General features: G+C 67.2%; 3 protein-coding genes. All 3 read right to left on the bottom strand.

What is annotated here, in order from left to right; genetic code table 11:
• A partial coding sequence (locus HUU95_RS12980) for an FHA domain-containing protein (RefSeq protein ID WP_174280484.1) occupies positions 1-374 on the bottom strand: 374 nt, incomplete at its 3' end.
• A 115-nt stretch (positions 375-489) separates the two neighbouring features.
• On the bottom strand, positions 490-2,166 hold the full coding sequence (locus tag HUU95_RS12975) for a type VI secretion system Vgr family protein (RefSeq protein ID WP_174280483.1): 1,677 nt from the start codon (positions 2,164-2,166) through the stop codon (positions 490-492).
• A gap of 80 nt (positions 2,167-2,246) precedes the next feature.
• The gene (locus tag HUU95_RS12970) at positions 2,247-2,738 is read right to left on the bottom strand and encodes an Hcp family type VI secretion system effector (protein WP_174280482.1); all 492 of its coding nucleotides are present in this window, start codon (positions 2,736-2,738) and stop codon (positions 2,247-2,249) included.
• Positions 2,739-2,851 lie beyond the last annotated feature (113 nt).

Below are 2,851 nucleotides of genomic sequence, written 5' to 3'. Positions count from 1 at the left end.
TCGCGATCGGCCGGGCCGTCGAACGGCGACGCCGCCGGCGCGGCCACGGCCGCCTCGCGCCGGTCCTCCTCCAGCAGCATCAGATAGCCGCCGAACCGGATCGCCTCGCCGCGATCGATCGGCACCGCGCGGTCCTGCTGCACCCGCTCGCGCCGGTCGCCCACGAAGACGCCGTTCGAGCTGGTGTCGCGCAGCGTCACCAGCCCGCCGCGATTGGCGACCGTCAGGTGGCGGCGCGAGATGCCGCGCTCGGGGTCGGCGATCGGCCAGTCGCACTTGGCGTCGCGCCCGATCACGATCTCGCCCTCGTCGAGCGGCCGCGAGTCGATCTGCTGGCCGGGGTGGTCCTTGCGAAACAGCCTCAGGCGCAGCACCGCGCGCCTCCATGCCATCCGCTTCCGCCCCGCCGCATCGTCGCTCCCGCCCTCTCGCCAGCACCCGCCGATAGACGTTCGGCTCGGCGCTCTGGTTCCGGCTGCGTAACGGCTTTCATGCGCGCGGCGGCGGGGGCGCGCGATCGCCGTTCAGATTGATCTTGCCGCCGTTGAGCCAGATGCCGTCGCCGGTGATGACGATCTCGCTGCCCTTGACGATCAGCGTGATCCGGTCGGTGGCGTTAAGCGTGATCGTCCTGGCGTTCACCACCTGCGCGTTGGTGATCGTCGCCGTCTCGTCATGCGCGATCTCGCGCGTGAAGTCCCAGCCCGAGGCGAGGTCGATCCCCTCCTTGCCGGCCTTGTCCTCGAACAGGAGGTGGTGCGCCTTGCCGCCCGGCCCGTTGGTGCGCCAGCCCGATTGGGTCAGGTTCGCGGGCAGGTCGAACACCGGCTTCTGCTTGCCGTTGTAGAAGCAGCCCATCAGGTAGGGCAGGTCGACCCGGTTCTCGATGAAGCCGACCAGCACCTCCGCCCCCGGCCGGGGGACCCACTGCGCGCCGGTCGACAGGTCGCCCGCCCATTGCTGGAGCACGCGTACCCAGCAGGTCGAATGGCCGCTATGGTCCCAATGGAACCGCACCTTGACGCGGCCGAGCCCCTCCGGGTCGTTCTGGTCGAGCACCACCGCGGTCTGCGGTCCGCCCGGCTGTGGCTTGGGCGTGGCGGTGGGCGGACGATAGGTCTGCGCGCTCGGATGCGCGCGGAACCGCTGGTGGTAGAAGGGCTGGCCCTCGTCGCCGGCATAGGGATCGAAGGCGGAGTGGTTGACGCAGTGCACCACGATCCGTCGCTCCACCGGCTGCAGCCGCTGGTCGGGGACGTTGAACCGCGCGCCCGGCGCGAAGGCGGCGTAGCTGCCCTCGCCGTGCATGGTGACCGCGCCGCTCTCCGTCCCCTGCGCGCGCAGGTCCGCTCGCCCCTGTCCGGCGCCGGCGTCCTGATAGCCGGCGGCATAGTGGAACACCTGCCCCGACTTCTCCGCCCAGGCCACCTTGCTGGGTGAGGTGACCGGCGTCAGTTCGCCCGGCTGCCGGAAATTGTAATCGTGCGTGACCACTTTCGCGGGGGCGCCCTGATATTCCATGCGCAGGTCGCTCAGCCCGCGCTCCAGATGATCGCGGCGAAAGGCCAGGTCGAACGGATCGCCGTCGTAATAACCCGACGGGCTACCCGCCAGCACCATGCGGTGCTTGAACGGTGCGGCGGCCTCGTCATATCTGAAATAGTAGAAGACGCCCTCGTCCTCCATCAGCCGGCTGACGAGATCGAAGTCGCTCTCGTCATGCTGGACGATATAGGCCTTCCTGGCGGACGAGCCGTAGTTGGAATCGTCGAAGCTGATCCGGTGCTCGCCCAGGATCGCCTCGATCACCTGTTTGCCGCTCTGATTGTTGAAGATGCGGCGATCGGTCGTCAGTTTCAGCGCGTCGAAGGCAGGCGTGATCCGAAGCATGAACTCCGTGTAGCGATCCTTCTGATACAGATGGCGGAAGGAGGCGCAGCGGCCGTTGACCTTGCGCTCGGAGCCGTCGACGCTGCCGAAGCTGAACGAGATCGACGCGCCGATCCACGCGTCGGCCGGCGGCACCTCGCCCTGCGACCGGACGGTCAGGTCGAAGGAGAACGGCTCGCTCAGACATTCGACGCCTTCCATCCGGAACAGGCGACAATCGTCCACGTCGACCGGCGCTTCGTCGAGATGCAGGAATCGATTTGAGAACCGGGCCAACGCGAGCCCCCGACCAGATCAACGAAGAAGGAGACCGCCCAGGCCTCGGCCTGGGCGGGCATGACGCGGCCGGCGGCGCGTCAGGTGGTGGTGTTCTGCGTGAAGTCGACGCCGCCGCGCATCGCCCGCGGCTGTCCGCTCGCGTCCATCACGAACTGGTTGAGCTCCAGCTTGGTGAAGTTGAGCGTGATGTTCTCGGCCGGCTGCGTACCGCCCGCGGACTGGCCCGAGGTCGTGAAGGAGGAGCAGATGACGTTGGTCATCACATACTCCATGTATTTCTGCTCGCCGCCGTCGGTCGACTGGCGGGTCACGGCCAGCGTCGCCGAATCGGTGTTCTTGCCCTGCAGCGACTGCATCATCACCTGCGTGGTGGAATCGTCCTGCTTCTTGGTGATGTGCAGATCACCCGGCGTCACCTTGCCCGACGAGACGCGGTTGCCCGTCGATCCCGAGGTCGTCTGGACGGCCACGGAAAAGCCCCAGCTGAAGGCATCGATCTCGATCCAGTCCTTGTACTGGCTCGACGTGGCGGCACCCTTGATGCTTCCGAGCTTCAGATAAACCGGCATGGCGAACTCCGCTTCTGACAGGTGGAACCGAGCCCCATAACGTCCGAACCCCCGCCGGGTTCGGGGGTCCGGACTAATCCAGCATAATTTTTATCTCGGCCCCGTCCGCGGCC

The sequence above is a fragment of the Sphingomonas bacterium genome, from assembly GCF_903643065.1.
Lineage (GTDB): Bacteria > Pseudomonadota > Alphaproteobacteria > Sphingomonadales > Sphingomonadaceae > Sphingomonas.
This window is presented reverse-complemented; position numbering and strand designations above follow the sequence as displayed.